An 18,015-nucleotide genomic window follows, 5' to 3' on the forward strand; every position below is an offset into this window, starting at 1 on the left:
TCAGCGCAGACGGGGGTTGAGAGCGTCGCGCAGCCAGTCGCCGAGCAGGTTCACCGACAAGGCGATCAGCACCAGCATGGCACCAGGGAAGACGGTGATCCACCACTCGCCCGAGAACAGGTAGTCGTTGCCGACGCGGATCAGCGTGCCCAGCGAGGGCGAGGTGGGCGGCGCGCCCACGCCCAGGAAGGACAGCGTGGCCTCGGTGATGATGGCCGTGGCCACCTGGATGGTGGCCAGCACCAGCACCGGGCCCAGCACGTTAGGCAACACATGCTTGCGCATGATGCGCAGCGAGGACACGCCGGTGACGCGCGCGGCCTGCACGTATTCCTTGTTGCGCTCGACCAGCGTGGAGCCGCGCACGGTGCGTGCGTACTGCACCCAGCCCGTGAGCGAGATGGAGATGATCAGCACGCCGAAGGCCAGCGACTCGTGCGCGTTGGGGAACAGCGCGCGGCCCACGCCCGCGATCAGCAGGGCCACGAGGATGGCTGGAAAGGACAGCATCACGTCGCACAGGCGCATGAGCAGGCCGTCGATCCAGCCGCCACGGAAGCCCGCCAGCAAGCCCAGAGCCACGCCCACGAGCACCGACAGCAGCACCGAGGCCAGGCCCACGACCAGCGAGATGCGCGCGCCGTAGACCAGCGCCGAGAGGATGTCACGCCCCTGGTCGTCGGTACCCAGCAGGTACTTGCGGCTCCCTTCGGCGCTCCAGGCCGGGGGCAGGCGCGAGTCGCTGAGCTCCAGCGTGGCCAGGTCGAAGGGGTTGTGCGGTGCCACCCATCCGGCGAACACCGAACAGAACACGCACACGAAGGCAATGGCGGCCGCGGCCATCGCCACGGGCGAGGTACGGAAGCTGTAGCCGATATCGCTGTCGAACCAGCGGGCAAGGGTCGTTTTCATCGCAAAGGTCTCTTGGGGTCACGGGCTGGCCAAGGGCATGGCCTGCTCGATCAGGCTGGCGTGCAACGCCGAGCCCAGGGGAAGGATTTCGTCATTGAAGTCGTAGCGGCTGTTGTGCAGGGCGCTGCCGCTCGCGCCCGCGCCCTGCCCGAGGCGCAGATAGGCTCCGGGCTTGGTCTGCAGCATGAAGGAGAAGTCCTCGGCGCCCATGCTGGGCTCCAGGTCGCGCACCACATGGTCGGCCCCCACCAGGGATTCGGCCACGTCGCCCGCGAACTGCGCCTCGGCCTCGGAGTTGATGGTGGCGGGATAGATGCGCTCGTAGTGCACCGTGGCGCTGGCGCCAAAGCCCAGCGCCACGGCATTGCACAGATCCTTGAGGCGTTTCTCCACCATCTCCTGTACCTGTGGGTCGAAGGTGCGCACCGTGCCCACGATGCGGGCCGTGCCCGGCAGCACGCTGAAGGCGCCGAGGTCGCCCGCCTGCACCGCGCACAGGCTGAGCACGGCGCTTTCGATGGCGCGGACGTTGCGCGCGACGATGCTCTGCGCCGCCGTGATGATGTGCGCCGCCACGAGCACCACGTCCACCGTCTGGTAGGCATGCGCGCCATGGCCGCCGCGTCCGGTGATCTCGATGGTGATGCGGTCGGCCGCTGCCATCATGGGACCGGGGTTGATGCCGACCACGCCGGGCTTGAGCGCCGGCCAGTTGTGCATGGCATAGATGGACTGGACCGGAAAACGCTCGAAAAGGCCGTCCTCCATCATCACGCGGGCACCGCCGTAGCCCTCCTCGCCCGGCTGGAAGATGAGCACGGCCGTGCCATCGAAGTTGCGCGTCTCGGCCAGGTAGCGCGCGGCGCCCACCAGCATCGCGGTATGCCCGTCATGGCCGCAGCCATGCATCAGCCCCGGCTTGCAGGACTTCCAGGAGAACTCGTTGTCCTCGGCGATGGGCAGGGCGTCCATGTCGGCGCGCAGGCCCACCATGGCGCCGCTGGACCGGCCACGCCCCCGGATGACGGCGACCACGCCGGTGCGTCCGATGCCGTCGTGGATCTCGTCCACGCCGCACAGCTTGAGCGCCTCCTTGACGCGCGCGCTGGTGTAGACCTCCTCGAACCCGAGCTCGGGGTGCGCGTGCAGGTCGCGGCGCAGCGCGGTCAGTTCGGGGTGGTACTGCGCGATGTGCGCGAAGGCGCGGCCGCCAGCCTTGAGGCGGTGCGGCTGCATGTCAGTGCCCTCCGCCCTTGCCCACATGCAGGCGGGGATCGACCACGAAATACAGCAGGTCCACCACGAGGTTGATGACCACGAAGATCAGCGCGATCAAACACAGGTAGGCCGCCATCACCGGGATGTCGGCGAAGGTCACGGCCTGGATGAACAGCAGGCCCATGCCGGGCCACTGGAACACGGTCTCGGTGATGATGGCGAAGGCGATCAGGCCGCCCAGTTGCAGGCCGGTGATCGTCATCACGGGCACCAGGGTGTTCTTGAGCGCATGGCCGAAATGGATGGCGCGCGTGGTCAGGCCGCGGGCGCGGGCGAACTTGATGTAGTCGGTGCGCAGCACCTCCAGCATCTCGGCGCGCACCAGGCGCATGATCAGCGTGAGCTGGAAAATGGCCAGCGTGATGGCTGGCAGCGTGATGTGGTGCCAGCCCTTGGCCGTCAGCAACCCCGTGCTCCACCAGCCCAGTTGCGTCACCTGCCCCCGGCCGAAGCTCGGGAACCAGCCCAGCGTGACCGAGAACACCAGGATCAGCAGGATGCCGATGAGGAAGGTCGGCAGCGAGACGCCCAGCAGCGACAGCGTCATGAACACCTGGCTGGTGAAGCTGCCGCGCTTGAGGGCCGCATAGACCCCCATGGGCACGCCCACGAGCAGCGCCAGGAAAGCGGCCACCAGGGCCAGCTCCAGCGTGGCCGGGAAGCGCTCGGCGATCAGGCGCGAGACCTTGGCGCCCTGGCGCAGGCTCAGGCCGAACTCCCCTTGGGCGGCATTGGCCAGGAAATGCCAGAACTGCACGATGAAGGGCTGGTCCAGGCCCAGGCTGGCGCGCAGCTCGCGGACCTGCTCGGGCGTCGCATCCTGGCCCAGCATGAAGACAACGGGATCGCCGACATACTGGAACAGCATGAAGGAGATGAAAGCCACCGTCACCATGACGATCACGGCCTGGATCAGGCGGCGCAGGATGAATGCAAGCATCGGCGAAAAATCGAGTCTGTGTTCGATGGCGCGCCCGGGCCACTTGTGGTGGGCCGGGCGCAGGGATCAAGCCCACGGGCTGGATGGCGGCGCGGTAGCCCCGCCATCCCTGGGGCAGGAACTATATCAGTTCACCTTCACGAGGCGCATGTCCACGCGGTTGTCGGCACGGTGCACCAGTTCGATGTTCTTCTTCATGGCCCAGGGAATGACCTGGTCGTGCAGCGGAATGTGCGAAACGGTGTCGTTGGACAGCTGCAGCGCCTCGGTCAGCATGCGGGCACGCACGGGAGCGTCGGTTTCGGCCTTGATGCGGTCCACCAGGTAGTCCATGCGCTGGTTGCTGTAGCGGCCCACGTTGTAGTTGCCGTCGCCGCCCTGGCCCACGGTGCGCACCAGCGACTGCAGGCTGTAGAGCGCGTCGAAGGTCGGCACGCCCCAGCCCAGCATGTAGATGCTGGCCTCGTAGCGCTGGATCATGGGGAAGTAGGTCGCCACGGGCTGGGTGCGCAGCTTGGCCTTGACGCCGATGCGCGACCACATGGCCGTCACGGCTTGGCAGATCGCCTCGTCGTTGATGTAACGGTTGTTCGGGCAGGCAAAGTCCACCTCGAAGCCATCGGCATAGCCGGCTTCGGCCAGCAATTTCTTGGCGGCTTCCACATCGTAGGGGAAGCGCTTGCCCACGGTCTCGGTCCAGCCCGCCACCTGGGGCGCCACGAGGGCGCCCGTCGGCTTGCCCAGGCCGCGCATGATGTTGCGCGAGATGGTGTTGACGTCGATGGCCTGGTAGAGGGCCTTGCGCACGCGCTGGTCCTTGAGCGGATTCTTGCCCTTGATGTTCGAGCCCGGCAACTCGTCGCGGAACTGGTCCATGCCCAGGAAGATCGTGCGGTTCTCAACCCCGTCCACCACCTTCAGATCGGGGCTGGAGCGCAGGCGACCCAGATCCTGGGGCGTGGGGTCCAGCACCATGTCCACCTCGCCCGACAGCAGCGCGGCAATGCGCGTGGCGGCCGACTTGATGGGGGTGTAGACGATCTCGGTCACGTTGCCGTCCATCTTGCCCCACCAGTTCGGGTTGCGCTTGAAGACCATCTTCACGTCGGGTTGCCAGGATTCGAGCGTGTAGGGGCCCGTGCCCATGGCATTGCGGTGGGCGAAGTTCTCGTCCGAGGCCTTCATGTCCTTGGGCTCGACCGATTTGTTCTTCTCGGCCCAGGCCTTGCTCATCATGCGCAGTTCCGTCATCTGGCGGACCAGCACGGGATTGGGCGCCGCGAGGAACACGTCGATGGTGTTCGCATCCACCTTGGCGACCTTGGTGATGCCCTGCACGAAGGGCGTGAAGTTGGAGGTCTTGGCCATCGCGCGGTTGAGCGAATACACCGCGTCGTCGGCCGTGAAGCTGGAGCCGTCATGGAACTTCACGCCCGTGCGCAGGGTGAAACGGACCTGCGTGGGGCTGACTTCCTTCCACGAGGTCGCGAGCACGGGTTCGACCTCGAAGGTCTTGCTGTTGTAGTACACCAGGCTTTCGTACACGTTCGCATGCAGGCCGCTTTGCAGGGCGTTGTTCTGCGAATGGATGTCCCAGGTGGAGATTTCCCCCTGGCTGGACCATTTGAACGGCTTGGCTTGCGCGGCAGGCGCGGCCAGAACCGCCACGGCAGCGGCAATCGACAGCAGGCTGAAATTGAGTTTCATGAAACCCTCTTGAATTTAAAAAGGCGACTATGCAATAAGCCGTGCAAGGTGACCAATGGGTTATCCCTGAATTCCGGGCGTTCCCGAGGGTTTTGCAACATCCGCGCTGCGCGTGGCATCCGTCGCTCCACGCATTGGCCGCAAAAAAAAACCGCCAACCCGAAGGTTGGCGGTTTGATCCGCTAACGGTAACTGGCTTACGCCAGCCAACCATTAGAAGTTGTGGCGAACGCCCAGGCCGAAGTGGCTCTTGGCGCCGGTGACCAGCTTCTTGTCGCCGTCCTTGTAGTAGGCAGCGTAAGCGAAGGTGCGCTTGGACAGAGCGTACTTGGCTTCCAGCAGCAGGTCGGTGTCCTTGAAGCCGGTGTCGCGGGCGATGTCCAGGGTCAGAGCGAAAGCACCGACGGGCACGGTACCACCGATGGTGAAGCCCTTGGCGACGCCAGCGGGATCTTGCCACGAACCGGCCAGCTTGAAGCTGCCGAAGTCGTAAGCAGCGCCCAGGGCGAAGTTACCCTTGGCACCGTTGGTCTTGTTGTAGGACAGGGCTGCAGCCAGAGGGCCTTGAGCGTAGATGGCGTTCAGGTCGTACTTGGCATTGCCACCGTTGTCGGGCTTCATGATGTAGCCCAGGGTGCCGCTGAAACCGCCCATGTTGGGGGTGGTGTACTGGAACACGCTGTTGTTACGGGGGCCAACGCCAGCGAAGCCGAACTGGTTGCCCACGGCGGAGTAGTTGGCGGTACCGGTCAGTTCCCAGGCAGCAACGCCGAAGAAGCTGGGGGTCAGGGTACGACCCATTTGGAAGCGGCCGAAACCACCCGACAGAGCCAGCCAAGCAGCGCGCTGGAAGGTAGCAGCGTCGGTGTTGCCGGATTCAGCGTTGATGCCTTGCTCGAAGTTGAAGGAAGCCTTCAGGCCGCCACCCAGGTCTTCCACGCCGCGCACGCCCAGACGGCTGTTGCCGTTGTTCATCACGCCATTGCCGCTCATTTGAGCGGAAACGCCGGAGGCCTTAGCCAGGGACAGGTCGGCCACGCCGTACAGGGTGACGGAAGATTGCGCCATGGCGACGCCGGAAGCAGCCAGCACGGCCAGGGCGATCAGGGATTTTTTCATTGCGAGTTACTCCAAGGTTAAACATAGGGCGCCGGTACGGGGGGTCTTGGGTGTTGTGGCACCTGCACAGTCCCGCCGGTTCCCCGGGCCAACCTCCTGGTGGGGAAGTTGTTGCTATTGCACCAGACGTCGGGCGGTTTCGCAAAGGAATTCACCCTGAACGCGCCCCAAAAAGGTTTTTCGTTGTCGTGTTGCAACACTCCCAAACACCGGGGAAGAATGCCCCCCGGAAAGCGCGCCCGCCGCGCTGCACCCGCACTCTTTTGTATCCATGTGCAATTTCTGTGGCAAAACCCGGTTTCTCTGCGGCAAATGCATGCAAATCAGCTTTCCACGATCTCGAAGCCCGTGGTGATCTCCGCCGTCTTGCCCAGCATGATGCTGGCGGAGCAGTATTTTTCGTGGCTCATGGCGATGGCGCGCTCCACGGCCGCCGCGGGCAGCCCCTTGCCCGTCACGGTGAACTGCATGTGGATGCGCGTGAAGACCTTGGGGTCGGTGGCCGCGCGCTCGGAGGTGAGCTTCACGCTGCAGCCACGCACATCGTGGCGCCCGCGCTTGAGGATCAGCACCACGTCGTAGGCCGTGCAGCCGCCCGTGCCCGCGAGCACCGTCTCCATGGGCCGGGGGGCCAGGTTCTGTCCGCCGTTGGCGGGGTTGGCGGCATCGGGCGCGCCATCCATGGCCAGGACATGGCCGCTGCCGGTTTCGGCGATGAATCCCATTCCGGACCGCGTTCCGGCGGCGCCAGTCCAGCTCACTGTGCATTCCATGCGTTTCTCCTGGTGCGTGGTTTTTTTCGGACAGACTGTATCGTACAAATACGTATCCATGCTGCGACGCAACAAGGCTTGCGCTAAACTTGCGCCATGCATGGCCCGATCCCTCCGGAACGGGCTGATGGCAGGAAGACCCAGCGTCACTGCCCTGCGCCAGTTGTCTCCTCCACCTCCCCTGGTGGATTACGCCCCAGGCCCCCGCGGCCCGGGGCTTTTTTTTGTCCGGCGTGGCGGGTCGGCGGCGGCTTGGCGCCACCCCCTATGATGTGTGCCCCGCCACCCCCGTTGCGGCGGCGCAGCATTTGCCCCATGACCCAGCACCTCACCCCCGCCGACTACCTCAAGAAGATCCTGACCGCCCGCGTCTACGACGTGGCCGTCGAGTCCGATCTGGAGCCCGCCAAGAACCTCAGCCGCCGCCTGCACAACAAGGTGCTGCTCAAGCGTGAGGACCAGCAGCCCGTGTTCAGCTTCAAGCTGCGCGGCGCCTACAACAAGATGGCGCACCTCACGCAGGAGCAGCTGCAGCGCGGCGTGATCTGCGCCTCGGCCGGCAACCACGCCCAGGGCGTGGCCATGAGCGCGCACAAGCTCGGCACGCGCGCCGTCATCGTCATGCCGACCACCACGCCGCAGCTCAAGGTGGACGCGGTGCGCACGCTCGGCGGCGAGGTGGTGCTGCACGGCGACAGCTATTCCGACGCCTACGGCCATGCCGTGTTGCTGGAGAAGGAACAGGGCCTGACCTTCGTGCACCCGTTCGACGACCCCGACGTGATCGCCGGCCAGGGCACCATCGCCATGGAGATCCTGCGCCAGTTGCAAAGCCTGGGCAGCAACCGGCTCGACGCGGTGTTCGTGGCCATCGGCGGCGGCGGCCTGGTGTCGGGCGTGGCCAACTACATCAAGGCCGTGCGGCCCGAGATCAAGGTGATCGGCGTGCAGATGAACGACTCGGACGCGATGATCCAGTCGGTCAAGGCGAACGAGCGCGTCACGCTGCCGGACGTGGGCCTGTTCTCCGATGGCACGGCCGTGAAGCTGGTGGGCGAGGAAACCTTCCGCGTGGCCAGCGGCCTGGTGGACGAGTTCATCAGCGTGGACACCGACGCCGTCTGCGCCGCCATCAAGGACATCTTCGTCGACACGCGCAGCATCGTCGAGCCCGCCGGCGCCCTGGCCGTGGCGGCCATCAAGCAATACGTGGCCACGCACAAGGCCAAGGGCGAGACCTACGCCGCCATCCTCTGCGGCGCCAACATGAACTTCGACCGCCTGCGCTTCGTCGCCGAGCGCGCCGAGGTGGGCGAGGAGCGCGAGGCGCTGCTGGCCGTCACCATCCCCGAGGAGCGGGGGAGCTTCCGGCGCTTCTGCGAGGTCATCGGCGGCCTGCCCGGCGGTCCGCGCAACGTGACCGAGTTCAACTACCGCATCAGCGACGCGGCCCGGGCCCATGTGTTCGTCGGCCTGACCACCAGCGGCAAGGGCGAGTCGGAGAAGATCGCCCGCAATTTCGGCCGCCATGGCTTCGAGGCGCTGGACCTCACGCACGATGAACTCGCCAAGGAGCACCTGCGCCACCTGGTCGGCGGCCATTCGGCGCTGGCACGGGACGAGCGCCTGCTGCGCTTCACCTTCCCCGAGCGCCCCGGCGCGCTGCTCAAGTTCCTGAGCCTGATGCAGCCCACCTGGAACATCTCGCTGTTCCACTACCGCAACCAGGGCGCGGACTACGGCCGCATCCTCGTGGGCATGCAGGTGCCGCCCGGGGACCACGCCACCTTCGACGCCTTCCTCGCCACGCTGGGCTACCCCTGGGTGGAGGAAACCCTGAACCCGGCCTACCGGCTGTTCCTGCAGGCCCATCCCGCAGGCGCCGCCAGCGATTCAAAAAAGTGAGCACGCCGCGCTTTTCTGTCAATGACTTCAGAGATAAATGATCATGAAAGCAAGACAGCACAAGCGCCAGAAGCTATTGATTGAATAGCATTCCATGCAAGCCCTGCGCCACTACCTGCTGGCCGTGCAGTTCTTCACGCGCATCCCCGTCACCGGCCGGCTGGCCGCGTGGGTGGGCTACAGCCCGGCCATGCTGCGCGCCAGCAACGCGCACTTTCCCGGCGTGGGCTGGCTGGTGGCGGGGGTGGCCGTCGGCGTGCAGGGCATGCTGCAGTGGGCGCTGGCGCCCACCCCCCTGGCGCCGCTGGTGGCGGCGGTGCTCGGCACCGTGGCCACGGTGCTGCTGACCGGCGGTTTCCATGAAGACGGCCTGGCCGACGTGGCCGACGGCCTGGGCGGCAGCCTGGACCGCGAGCGCGCGCTCGACATCATGAAGGACTCGCGCATCGGCGCCTTCGGCGCCATGGCCCTGGTGCTGGCGCTGCTGGCCAAGCTGAGCCTGCTGGCCCTGCTGGGCGCGCACAGCCTGACCGCCGTGCTGGCGGCACTGGGGGGCGCGCATGTGCTGTCGCGCTTCTGGCCGCTGCTGCTGGTGCGCTCCATGGCGCATGTGGGGGACACGGCGCGCTCCAAAAGCAAGCCGCTGGCCGACCAGATCACGGGGCGCGCGCTGGCTGCGGCGTTCTTGTGGTGCTTTCTGCCTCTGGCCCTTGTATGGCAAGCGCAGGGCGCTCTGTTTTCAGGAGCAGCCATCACCTGCAGCGCCCTCGCCGCCGGGTGGATGGGCCGCTGGTTCGCGCGGCGCCTGCAGGGCTTCACGGGCGACTGCCTGGGCGCCACGCAGCAGATCAGCGAAATCGGCTTCTACCTCGGCGCCGCGCTGTCGCTGGGCGCCCTCGGACCCGGGGCATGAGCACCCGCCGGCTCTGGCTGGTGCGCCACGCCCGTCCCCTGATCGCTCCGGGCATTTGCTATGGCGCGCTCGACGTGCCCGCCGATCCGGCCGCCACGGCCGACTGCGCCCGGCGCATGGCACAGGCGCTGCCCGCCGGGCTGCCCGCCCACCATTCACCGCTACAAAGATGCGAGCATCTAGCGCTGGCACTGCAAGCCCTGCGGCCTGATTTGACACCCAAACCCGACCCCCGACTGGTGGAGATGGATTTTGGCGCCTGGGAAGGCCTCGCCTGGAACACCATCGCCCGGGAGGACATCGACACCTGGACCGCCCGCTTCGCCGAACACCGCCCGGGCGGCGGCGACTGCCTGGCGGCCATGCTGGACCGCGTGGCGGCGGCGCTGCACGAGGCGCGCACCGGGCCGCCAGGCGACGTGCTGTGGATCAGCCACGCCGGCGTGGCGCGCTGCGTGCAATGGCTGCTGGAGGCACCGGGGCGCGCGGGCGCCCTGCCGCGCTCGGACGAATGGCCGCACGCGGCGCCCGATCCCGGGCAATGGGCCTGCTACCCGCTGGACTGAGCCGGCGGGCGGGGTTATTTCAGCCGCAGCGACGAGCGGCCCAGCGCCTTCGCCTCGCCCACGCGCGCTGGCGCCGCCACGGCGGCGGGCATGGCGGACATGCCGCCCTTGAGCTTGAACTGGCTCACCGCGCGCGTCAGGCCGCTGGCCTGCTCGCGCAGCGACTCCGAGGCCGCCGTGGACTGTTCCACCAGCGCGGCGTTCTGCTGCGTCATCTGGTCGAGCTGGCGCACGGCCTGACTGATCTGGGCGATGTTGTCGCGCTGTTCGGCCGACGAGGCCGTGATCTCGCCAATGATGTCGGAAACGCGGCGCACGCTGCCCACGATCTCGGTCATGGTCTCGCCGGCCTGGCCCACCAGGCGCGCGCCGTCTTCCACCCGGTCCACCGAGGCGCCGATGAGCGCCTTGATCTCGCGCGCGGCCTCGGCGCTGCGCTGCGCCAGGCTGCGCACCTCGGAGGCCACCACGGCGAAGCCCCGGCCCTGCTCGCCCGCGCGGGCCGCCTCGACGGCGGCGTTGAGCGCCAGGATGTTGGTCTGGAAAGCAATGCTGTCGATGACGCCGGTGATGTCGCCGATCTTGCGCGAGCTGGCGGTGATCTGGTCCATGGTGCTGACCACCTGGGACACCACCTCGCCGCCGCGCCCGGCCACGGCCGCAGCGGAGGTGGCGAAATCGCTGGCATGGCGCGAGGACTCGGCGCTGTGCTGCACCGTGCTGGTGAGCAGGTCCATGGATGAGGCGGTTTCCTGCAGGCTGGCCGCCGTCTGCTCGGTGCGGTGGCTCAGGTCGTGGTTGCCGCTGGCGATCTCGGAGCTGGCGGTGGAGATGTTGCCCGCCGCCTCCTGCACCTGGTGCACCAGGCCGCGCAGCGCCTCCTGCATACGCCCCATGGCGGCCACGAGCTGGCCTACCTCGTCCTGCTGCTGCACCTGCACATCGTGCGACAGGTCACCGCCGGCGATGCGCTCGGCCAGTTCACTGGCCTGGGCCAGCGAGCGGGTGATGGAACGCACGCTGAAGAAGGTCAGCGGAATGAGCACCCCCAGGCCCAGCAGCAGCGCCACGCCGATCAGCACGGACATGGAGGCGGTGCGCGACTCCACGCCCTGGCGGGCCTCGTCCATCTGGGCGCGCGCCGTGGTGGCGAGGTCGGCGAACAGCTTGTCCGTCGCCTCCATGTGCTGGCGCAGCCGGCTCGCATAGGCGCCGCCGCCCGCGCCATCGAGCTGCGCGCCCTCGATCTGCTCGAAGATCGGCACGATGCCGGTCTCGTACTGCTTGAGTTCTGCCAGCGATTTGTCGATGCTCGCCACGAACGCCGCATCGGCCGCCTGGACCTGGCGCACGGCGGCCACGCTCTTGCGCAGATCGGCCAGCGTGGCGGCCCAGCGCTCGCGCAGCGACGAGACCTCGACGCTGTTGTTGAAGTTGATGATGATGTCCTTCTCGATGCGGCGCACGTCACCCAGCACGGTGCGCAGCTCGGCCATGTCGGTGAGGGTCTGCACGCGCTGCGAGAACAGCTCCTGCAGCGTGCCGCGCGTGCGGTCCAGGGCCACATAGCCCATGGCGCCGATCACGACGATCAGGACCAAAGAAAAAATCGTGCCGAAATACAGGCGCGCTCGGATCGACAGACGGCCCAGAACATTCATGGCTCACCTTCCTCAAATTGATTCCACAGGCATCAGCCATTTTTTGCCCTGCCCAGACCGCACCCTTGTGGGATGCATTTGGATACGAATATAAACGAGCCAACCGCACCCTCCCACAGGGTATTCACCGCCCACCGGGCGGGGTTTTCATGCGTGAGGGGACGGAGCCGCCCGTCAGGACTGCCCGGATACCGGGTGCAGGGGCACATAGAAGCTGCCGCCGGCGCGCTGGAACTCCTCGGCCTTGCTCGCCATGCCTTGCTGCAGTGCAGCATCCTCGGCCAGCCCCTTTTGTGCGGCGAAGTCGCGCACTTCCTGCGTGATCTTCATGGAGCAGAACTTCGGCCCGCACATGGAGCAGAAATGCGCCACCTTGGCGCTGTCCTTCGGGAGCGTCTCGTCGTGGTATTCCTGCGCCGTCTCCGGGTCCAGGCCCAGGTTGAACTGGTCCTGCCAGCGGAAGTCGAAGCGCGCCTGGCTGAGCGCGTCGTCGCGCGCCCGGGCACCGGGGTGGCCCTTCGCCACGTCGGCAGCGTGCGCGGCGATCTTGTAGGCAATGATGCCCTGCTTCACGTCGTCGCGGTCGGGCAGGCCCAGGTGCTCCTTGGGCGTGACGTAGCACAGCATGGCCGTGCCCATCCAGCCGATCATGGCGGCGCCGATGGCGCTGGCGATGTGGTCGTAGCCCGGCGCGATGTCGATGGTCAGCGGGCCCAGGGTGTAGAACGGCGCCTCGTGGCAGGTCTTGAGCTGCTCGGTCATGTTGGCCTGGATCATGTGCATGGGCACATGGCCGGGGCCTTCGATCATGGTCTGCACGTCGTGCTTCCAGGCGATCTGCGTCAGTTCGCCCAGCGTGTGCAGTTCGGCGAACTGGGCTTCATCGTTGGCGTCGGACGCGCAGCCTGGGCGCAGGCCGTCGCCCAGGCTGAAGGCCACGTCGTAGCTCTTCATGATGTCGCAGATGTCCTCGAAGTGCTCGTACAGGAAGCTCTCGCGGTGGTGCGCCATGCACCACTTGGCCATGATGGAGCCGCCGCGCGAGACGATGCCGGTGCGCCGCTGCGCCGTGAGGTGGATGTAGGCCAGACGCACGCCGGCGTGGATGGTGAAGTAGTCCACGCCCTGCTCTGCCTGCTCGATCAGCGTGTCGCGGAAGATTTCCCAGGTCAGGTCCTCGGCGATGCCGCCCACTTTTTCCAACGCCTGGTAGATCGGCACCGTGCCGATGGGCACGGGCGAGTTGCGCACGATCCAGTCGCGCGTGGTGTGGATGTTCTTGCCGGTGGACAGGTCCATCACGTTGTCGGCGCCCCAGCGGATGGCCCAGACCAGCTTCTCCACCTCTTCCTCGATGCTCGACGTGACGGCCGAGTTGCCGATGTTGGCGTTGATCTTGACCAGGAAGTTGCGCCCGATGGCCATGGGCTCGACCTCGGGGTGGTTGATGTTGGCCGGGATTATGGCGCGGCCGCGCGCCACTTCGTCGCGCACGAACTCGGGCGTGATGATCTTCGGGATGCTCGCGCCCAGCGGGTTGCCCATCAGGCGCTGCTCGCGCGCGGCGTCCTGCTGGTACTGCGCCATCCACTCGCGGCGGCCGTTCTCGCGGATCGCCACGTACTCCATCTCGGGCGTGATGATGCCTTTGCGGGCGTAGTGCATCTGCGTGACGTTGGCACCGCTCTTGGCGCGCAGGGGCTTGCGCTGCAAGGCGGCGGCCTCCAGGCGCAGCTGCGCCAGGCGGGCGGCGTCCTCGCTCTTCTGGCCGTCGTCCAGCGCCACCGGCGGGCGTCCTGCGTAGCTTTCGGTGTCGCCGCGCGCGCCGATCCAGGCGCCGCGCACGCTGGGCAGGCCGCGCCGCACATCGATCACGGCCTGCGGGTCGGTGTAGGGACCCGAGGTGTCGTAGACGCTGACCACCTCGCCGTTGGTGAGCTGGATGTCGCGCACCGGCACCTGCAGGCCCGGGTGCAGCTGGCCCGGCAGATAGGCCTTGCGCGAGGCCGGGAAGGGCTCGCGGGCGCGCGCCAGGTGGGCGGCGAAGGATTCACGGGCGAGGGGGTCGGGGGCGTTCATGGTCAGGTCTCCTGGGTCCGAATGGTGGGGTGCTCCGGACTGGACCTGCGCCCGCCGCGGACACGGGTGGTGCCTGCGGTGCGGCGTGCCTGCCGGATGGGCAGCCACGCAAACTGGGAGGGTCGGCTCTTCTTCCGCCGGTATGAACCGGATCAAGTTCGTCGGGTTCGCAGCAGGCCTGTATCACAGGCCGTTTGCATCTCAGCGCATCAGCACACCCCGGAGCAGGCGCGAGTATAGGTCAGATGCCGCGTTCGAGGATCAGCACGGCGAAGAAGACCCCCGCCGCGATCAGCGTCCACTTGAGGACGATGAAACCCAGCCGCTTGTAGCGCGCCTTGCCCGTGCCGGCGTAGAACGCGAAGCACAGCGCCGCCACGAACAGCAGCAGCATGACGAGCCAGCGGAACAGCAACATGGGCAGGCTACCAGGCGCGCGCGGGTTGCGCGAAACCGGCGGGCGCGAGGCGCTCGTTGTCGAAGGTCACGATCTCCCAGGCCTCGGGCCGGGCTTCGAGTTCGCGCAGCAGCAGGTTGTTGAGGGCATGGCCCGAGCGGAAGGCGCTGTAGGCCGCCAGCAGCGGCTTGCCCACGAGGTACAGGTCGCCCATGGCGTCGAGGATCTTGTGCTTGACGAATTCGTCGTCGTAGCGCAGGCCATCGGCGTTGAGCACCTTGTAGTCGTCCATGACGATGGCGTTGTCCAGCCCGCCGCCCAGCGCCAGGCCGCTCGAACGCATCATCTCCACGTCCTTGGTAAAACCGAAGGTGCGGGCACGCGCGATGTCGCGGCTGTAGCTGCCCGTGCCCAGGTCGAACTCGACGCATTGCCCCGTGGAGTCGACCGCCGGGTGGGCGAAATCGATCTCGAAGCGCAACTTGAAGCCATGGTAGGGATCGAGCCGCGCCCACTTGGCCTGCGCGCCCTCGCCCTGGCGCACCGCCACCGGCTGCTTGACGCGAATGAAGCGCCGGGGTGCGTTCTGCAGCACGATGCCTGCGCTCTGCAGCAGAAAGACGAACGAGGCCGAGGAGCCGTCGAGGATGGGCACTTCCTCGGCCGTGATGTCCACGTACAGGTTGTCCACCCCCAGACCGGCGCAGGCCGACATGAGGTGCTCGACCGTGTGCACGCGGGCGTTGCCCGTGGAAATGGTCGATGCCATGCGGGTGTCCGTCACCGCCAGGGTGGAGACCGGAATGTCCACCGGCTCGGGCAGGTCCACGCGCCGGAACACGATGCCGGTGTCGGGCTGCGCCGGCCGCAGGGTCAGCTCCACGCGCTGACCGCTGTGCAGGCCCACGCCCACCGCGCGGGTGAGGGACTTGAGGGTACGTTGCGCAAGCATCCTGCGATTTTAGTCGGCCAACCCCCAGGCCGCAGCACTAACGTCGCTATGGCCTTGATAGAAACAGCGACGTATGCACCGACGCGGCCCAGGCCAGCGACCGCCGCGCAAGGGCCGCCCCGCCGCGCTGGCGGTGCCCCCTTCCCGCGCTGCACAGCAGCGCGAGAGAAGGGGGGAGCGGCAAAGCCGCTCGGGGGGTTGTTCCCTATCAATCCGCCTGCTTGCGCAGGAAGGCAGGGATCTCCAGGTCGTCCATGCCGCCCGAGGACAGCGCGTCGACGCGCGCAGCCGCCTGCGTGCGGTTGGTGCGCCAGACGCTGGGCACGGCCATGTTGCCGTAGTCGGCCGCCGGGGCGGTCGTGGAACCCATCGCCGTGGCCACGCCCGTGCCGGCGCCCACCATGGGGTAGGCCATGTTGTCGGTGCCGGTGCGCAGGCCGCCCTGCACCACCGAGATGGGCTGGCGGCGCGCGTTGGCGCGCGACAGGCCGGTGGCCACCACGGTCACGCGGATTTCGTCACCCAGGGTGTCATCGTATGCAGCGCCGTAGATCACATGCGCGTCGGGCGAGGCATAGGCGTTGATGGTGCTCATGGCCAGGCGCGATTCGGACAGCTTCAGGCTGCCCTTGGCGGCCGTCACCAGCACCAGCACGCCCTTGGCGCCCGACAGGTCGATGCCTTCGAGCAGCGGGCAGGCCACGGCCTGCTCGGCGGCGATGCGCGCGCGGTCGGGGCCGCTGGCCGTGGCCGTTCCCATCATGGCCTTGCCGGGCTCGCCCATCACGGTGCGCACGTCCTCGAAGTCGACGTTCACGTGGCCGTACTCGTTGATGATCTCGGCGATGCCGCCCACGGCGTTCTTCAGCACGTCGTTGGCGTGCGCGAAGGCCTCGTCCTGGGTGATGTCGTCGCCCAGCACTTCGAGCAGCTTCTCGTTGAGCACCACGATCAGCGAATCGACGTTGGCTTCGAGCTCGGCCAGGCCGTTGTCGGCGTTCTGCATGCGGCGGCCGCCCTCCCAGTCGAAGGGCTTGGTGACCACGCCCACGGTGAGGATGCCCATTTCCTTGGCCACGCGCGCGATCACGGGCGCGGCGCCCGTGCCCGTGCCGCCGCCCATGCCGGCGGTGATGAACAGCATGTGCGCGCCGGCGATGGCTTCGCGGATGTCGTCCACGGCGGCCTCGGCGGCCTCGCGCGCCTTCTCGGGCTTGCTGCCGGCGCCCAGGCCGCTCTGGCCGAGCTGGATCACGCGGTGCGCCGCGCTGCGGGTGAGGGCCTGCGCATCGGTGTTGGCGCTGACGAACTCCACGCCCTGCACGTTGCGGGCAATCATGTGTTCGACGGCATTGCCGCCGCCGCCGCCCACACCGATCACCTTGATCTGGGTGCCCTGGTTGAATTCTTCGGCTTCGATCATTTCGATGGTCATGTTGGAGCTCCTCTTGCTAATTTGTCTGCGATGAATGGCGATGAATGGAAACGTGAATGGCGCCGGGCCATCGGTGCACGCGGGGTGGGCCGGTGCACCGCCATCGTTTTCGGGGCGGCGGGTGGGGAAGGACCAGGCTGAACATGGTCAGAAGTTCCCCACGATGAAATCCTTGAGGCGGCCGAAGGCGGACTGCACCGAGCCGCTCTTGTGCGCCACCTTGAAGCCGCGCATGCGCGCCAGGCGGGCTTCTTCGAGCAGGCCCATGACGGTGGCCGCGCGCGGCTGGGCCACCATGTCGGCCAGCGCGCTGGAATACTTCGGGATGCCGCGGCGCACGGGCTTGAGGAAGATGTCCTCGCCCAGTTCCACCATGCCCGGCATGACCACGCTGCCGCCCGTGAGCACGATGCCGGACGACAGCACTTCCTCGTAGCCCGACTCGCGGATGACCTGCTGCACGAGCGAGAAGATTTCCTCCACGCGCGGCTCGATCACGCCGGCCAGCGCCTGCTTGCTCAGCAGGCGCGGCCCGCGGTCGCCCAGGCCCGGCACTTCCACCTGGGCCTCGGGGTCGGCCAGCAGCTGCTTGGCATAGCCGCTCTCGACCTTGATGTCCTCGGCGTCCTTGGTGGGCGTGCGCAGCGCCATGGCGATGTCGCTGGTGATCAGGTCGCCGGCGATCGGAATCACGGCCGTGTGGCGGATCGCGCCGCCGGTGAAGATGGCCACGTCGGTGGTGCCCGCGCCGATGTCCACCACCACCACGCCCAGCTCGCGCTCGTCGTCGGTCAGCACGGCCTGGCTGCTGGCCAGCGGATTCAGCAGCAGTTGCTCCACTTCCAGCCCGCAGCGGCGCACGCACTTGATGATGTTCTCGGCCGCGCTCTGCGCGCCGGTCACGATGTGCACCTTGGCCTCCAGGCGGATGCCGCTCATGCCGATGGGCTCCTTCACGTCCTGCCCGTCGATCACGAATTCCTGCGGCTCCACGAGCAGCAGGCGCTGGTCGCTGGAGATGTTGATGGCCTTGGCCGTCTCGACCACGCGCGCCACGTCGGCGGCGGTGACTTCCTTGTCCTTCACGGCCACCATGCCGCTGGAGTTGAGGCCCCGGATGTGGCTGCCGGTGATGCCGGTGTAGACGCGCTGGATCTTGCAGTCGGCCATCAGCTCGGCCTCTTTCAGCGCCTGCTGGATGCTCTGCACCGTGGCGTCGATGTTCACCACCACGCCGCGCTTGAGGCCGTTGCTCGGCGCCACGCCCAGGCCGGCCAGCTTGAGTTCGCCGCCGGGCAGCACCTCGGCCACCACGGCCATGATCTTGGCCGTGCCGATGTCCAGCCCCACCACCACGTCTTTGTATTCTCTTGCCATA

The 18,015-nt window shown here is 67.2% G+C and carries 15 protein-coding genes and 1 riboswitch; of the genes, 3 read left to right on the top strand and 12 right to left on the bottom strand.

The window, feature by feature from the left end:
- The 6 genes from D8S75_RS03060 to D8S75_RS03085 all read right to left on the bottom strand — a co-directional run bounded on the left by D8S75_RS03060 (position 1) and on the right by D8S75_RS03085 (position 6,729).
- Positions 1 to 912 carry an ABC transporter permease gene (locus tag D8S75_RS03060; RefSeq protein WP_119964481.1) on the bottom strand — a complete coding sequence of 304 codons (912 nt, stop codon included), beginning with the start codon at positions 910 to 912 and terminating at the stop codon, positions 1 to 3.
- Positions 913 to 930: 18 nt separating this feature from the next.
- A complete protein-coding gene (locus tag D8S75_RS03065; RefSeq protein ID WP_119964482.1) occupies positions 931 to 2,148 on the bottom strand; it encodes a M20 aminoacylase family protein in 1,218 nt (405 codons plus the stop codon).
- A gap of 1 nt (position 2,149) precedes the next feature.
- On the bottom strand, positions 2,150 to 3,130 hold the full coding sequence (locus D8S75_RS03070; protein ID WP_119964483.1) for an ABC transporter permease: 981 nt from the start codon (positions 3,128 to 3,130) through the stop codon (positions 2,150 to 2,152).
- Positions 3,131 to 3,256: 126 nt separating this feature from the next.
- Positions 3,257 to 4,837 carry an ABC transporter substrate-binding protein gene (locus D8S75_RS03075; RefSeq protein ID WP_119964484.1) on the bottom strand — a complete coding sequence of 527 codons (1,581 nt, stop codon included), beginning with the start codon at positions 4,835 to 4,837 and terminating at the stop codon, positions 3,257 to 3,259.
- Positions 4,838 to 5,050: 213 nt separating this feature from the next.
- Positions 5,051 to 5,956 (bottom strand): porin, encoded by a 906-nt coding sequence (locus D8S75_RS03080; protein ID WP_119964485.1) that lies wholly within the window; start codon positions 5,954 to 5,956, stop codon positions 5,051 to 5,053.
- 323 nt (positions 5,957 to 6,279) lie between these two features.
- Positions 6,280 to 6,729: an OsmC family protein gene (locus D8S75_RS03085; RefSeq protein ID WP_119964486.1), complete on the bottom strand. Its 450-nt coding sequence runs from the start codon at positions 6,727 to 6,729 to the stop codon at positions 6,280 to 6,282.
- A gap of 315 nt (positions 6,730 to 7,044) precedes the next feature.
- Here D8S75_RS03085 and ilvA point away from each other — a divergent pair, with 315 nt between their 5' ends.
- From ilvA to D8S75_RS03100, 3 genes are all read left to right on the top strand, one after another.
- Entirely contained in the window at positions 7,045 to 8,634 is a 1,590-nt protein-coding gene (ilvA, locus tag D8S75_RS03090) for a threonine ammonia-lyase, biosynthetic (RefSeq protein WP_119964487.1), read from the top strand.
- Between the two features lie 94 nt (positions 8,635 to 8,728).
- On the top strand, positions 8,729 to 9,547 hold the full coding sequence (locus D8S75_RS03095) for an adenosylcobinamide-GDP ribazoletransferase (protein WP_119964488.1): 819 nt from the start codon (positions 8,729 to 8,731) through the stop codon (positions 9,545 to 9,547).
- Positions 9,544 to 10,113, top strand: a complete 570-nt coding sequence (locus D8S75_RS03100) for a histidine phosphatase family protein (RefSeq protein ID WP_119964489.1) — start codon at positions 9,544 to 9,546, stop codon at positions 10,111 to 10,113. Before D8S75_RS03095 ends, D8S75_RS03100 begins: the two co-directional genes overlap by 4 nt.
- 14 nt (positions 10,114 to 10,127) lie before the next feature.
- On the opposite strand, the gene D8S75_RS03105 is transcribed toward D8S75_RS03100, so the two are convergent.
- The 6 genes from D8S75_RS03105 to ftsA all read right to left on the bottom strand — a co-directional run bounded on the left by D8S75_RS03105 (position 10,128) and on the right by ftsA (position 18,014).
- Complete coding sequence (locus D8S75_RS03105; RefSeq protein WP_119964490.1) at positions 10,128 to 11,774, bottom strand: methyl-accepting chemotaxis protein; 1,647 nt, start codon at positions 11,772 to 11,774, stop codon at positions 10,128 to 10,130.
- Positions 11,775 to 11,948: 174 nt separating this feature from the next.
- On the bottom strand, positions 11,949 to 13,853 hold the full coding sequence (gene thiC / locus D8S75_RS03110) for a phosphomethylpyrimidine synthase ThiC (protein ID WP_119964491.1): 1,905 nt from the start codon (positions 13,851 to 13,853) through the stop codon (positions 11,949 to 11,951).
- A 112-nt stretch (positions 13,854 to 13,965) separates the two neighbouring features.
- Positions 13,966 to 14,085: riboswitch (TPP riboswitch) on the bottom strand.
- A 9-nt stretch (positions 14,086 to 14,094) separates the two neighbouring features.
- On the bottom strand, positions 14,095 to 14,271 hold the full coding sequence (locus tag D8S75_RS17575) for a hypothetical protein (RefSeq protein WP_198673132.1): 177 nt from the start codon (positions 14,269 to 14,271) through the stop codon (positions 14,095 to 14,097).
- A 7-nt stretch (positions 14,272 to 14,278) separates the two neighbouring features.
- Complete coding sequence (gene lpxC / locus D8S75_RS03115) at positions 14,279 to 15,202, bottom strand: UDP-3-O-acyl-N-acetylglucosamine deacetylase (RefSeq protein WP_119964492.1); 924 nt, start codon at positions 15,200 to 15,202, stop codon at positions 14,279 to 14,281.
- A 208-nt stretch (positions 15,203 to 15,410) separates the two neighbouring features.
- Positions 15,411 to 16,637, bottom strand: a complete 1,227-nt coding sequence (ftsZ, locus tag D8S75_RS03120; RefSeq protein WP_119964493.1) for a cell division protein FtsZ — start codon at positions 16,635 to 16,637, stop codon at positions 15,411 to 15,413.
- 147 nt (positions 16,638 to 16,784) lie between these two features.
- Positions 16,785 to 18,014, bottom strand: a complete 1,230-nt coding sequence (ftsA, locus tag D8S75_RS03125; RefSeq protein WP_119964494.1) for a cell division protein FtsA — start codon at positions 18,012 to 18,014, stop codon at positions 16,785 to 16,787.
- Position 18,015: the final 1 nt, after the last annotated feature.

Source organism: Simplicispira lacusdiani (genome assembly GCF_003604195.1).
Lineage (GTDB): Bacteria > Pseudomonadota > Gammaproteobacteria > Burkholderiales > Burkholderiaceae_C > Simplicispira > Simplicispira lacusdiani.

What these genes read in the sequence shown, in the direction of transcription:
- D8S75_RS03060 (WP_119964481.1), bottom strand. Translation starts at nt 912, where the DNA reads ATGAAAACGACCCTTGCCCGCTGGTTCGACAGCGATATCGGCTACAGC.
- D8S75_RS03065 (WP_119964482.1), bottom strand. Translation starts at nt 2,148, where the DNA reads ATGCAGCCGCACCGCCTCAAGGCTGGCGGCCGCGCCTTCGCGCACATC.
- D8S75_RS03070 (WP_119964483.1), bottom strand. Translation starts at nt 3,130, where the DNA reads ATGCTTGCATTCATCCTGCGCCGCCTGATCCAGGCCGTGATCGTCATG.
- D8S75_RS03075 (WP_119964484.1), bottom strand. Translation starts at nt 4,837, where the DNA reads ATGAAACTCAATTTCAGCCTGCTGTCGATTGCCGCTGCCGTGGCGGTT.
- D8S75_RS03080 (WP_119964485.1), bottom strand. Translation starts at nt 5,956, where the DNA reads ATGAAAAAATCCCTGATCGCCCTGGCCGTGCTGGCTGCTTCCGGCGTC.
- D8S75_RS03085 (WP_119964486.1), bottom strand. Translation starts at nt 6,729, where the DNA reads ATGGAATGCACAGTGAGCTGGACTGGCGCCGCCGGAACGCGGTCCGGA.
- ilvA (WP_119964487.1), top strand. Translation starts at nt 7,045, where the DNA reads ATGACCCAGCACCTCACCCCCGCCGACTACCTCAAGAAGATCCTGACC.
- D8S75_RS03095 (WP_119964488.1), top strand. Translation starts at nt 8,729, where the DNA reads ATGCAAGCCCTGCGCCACTACCTGCTGGCCGTGCAGTTCTTCACGCGC.
- D8S75_RS03100 (WP_119964489.1), top strand. Translation starts at nt 9,544, where the DNA reads ATGAGCACCCGCCGGCTCTGGCTGGTGCGCCACGCCCGTCCCCTGATC.
- D8S75_RS03105 (WP_119964490.1), bottom strand. Translation starts at nt 11,774, where the DNA reads ATGAATGTTCTGGGCCGTCTGTCGATCCGAGCGCGCCTGTATTTCGGC.
- thiC (WP_119964491.1), bottom strand. Translation starts at nt 13,853, where the DNA reads ATGAACGCCCCCGACCCCCTCGCCCGTGAATCCTTCGCCGCCCACCTG.
- D8S75_RS17575 (WP_198673132.1), bottom strand. Translation starts at nt 14,271, where the DNA reads ATGTTGCTGTTCCGCTGGCTCGTCATGCTGCTGCTGTTCGTGGCGGCG.
- lpxC (WP_119964492.1), bottom strand. Translation starts at nt 15,202, where the DNA reads ATGCTTGCGCAACGTACCCTCAAGTCCCTCACCCGCGCGGTGGGCGTG.
- ftsZ (WP_119964493.1), bottom strand. Translation starts at nt 16,637, where the DNA reads ATGACCATCGAAATGATCGAAGCCGAAGAATTCAACCAGGGCACCCAG.
- ftsA (WP_119964494.1), bottom strand. Translation starts at nt 18,014, where the DNA reads ATGGCAAGAGAATACAAAGACGTGGTGGTGGGGCTGGACATCGGCACG.